The sequence below is a fragment of the Halomonas sp. PBN3 genome (assembly GCF_000475415.1).
GTDB lineage: Bacteria > Pseudomonadota > Gammaproteobacteria > Pseudomonadales > Halomonadaceae > Halomonas > Halomonas shengliensis.
This window is the reverse complement of the sequence record NZ_AXCA01000138.1, coordinates 1-460: the sequence shown is the minus strand read 5'-3', so window position 1 is coordinate 460 and position 460 is coordinate 1. Positions and strand designations below refer to the sequence as shown.

Below are 460 nucleotides of genomic sequence, written 5' to 3'. Positions count from 1 at the left end.
GGAGCAAGGAGCAAGGAGCAACAGGCGATCGAATCAGGTCCTTGAATACAAGAAACCCACCGTCAGGTGGGTTTCTTGTATTTCCTTGAAGCTTGCGCCTTGGGGCTTGTACCTCCGGGCGAAGCCCGGTCAGGACTCGACCTTCGGCGGCTCCACCTCGAGCTTCTGGGCGGCGATCACCGCCTGGGTGCGGGAGTGCACGCCGAGCTTGCGCAGGATGGCGGTGACATGGGCCTTGATGGTGGCCTCGGAGACGTTGAGCTCGTAGGCGATCTGCTTGTTGAGCAGCCCCTCGGTGAGCATGTTGAGCACCCGGAACTGCTGCGGGGTAAGCGAGGCGATCGCCTCGGCGAAGCGGGTCTCCTCCTCGTCGGCCTCGCCGATGGCCTCGGCCAGCTCGGCCGGCAGCCACACCTCGCCCTCGAGGATCTCGCCCACCGCCTCGGCGATCAGCTGCAGC

1 protein-coding gene is annotated in these 460 nt (G+C 65.0%); it reads right to left on the bottom strand.

Annotated elements, in window-relative coordinates; translation table 11 throughout:
• Positions 1–129: 129 nt before the first annotated feature.
• Positions 130–460: helix-turn-helix domain-containing protein (locus Q673_RS24985; RefSeq protein WP_023005411.1), on the bottom strand; the 331-nt coding region annotated here is incomplete at its 5' end.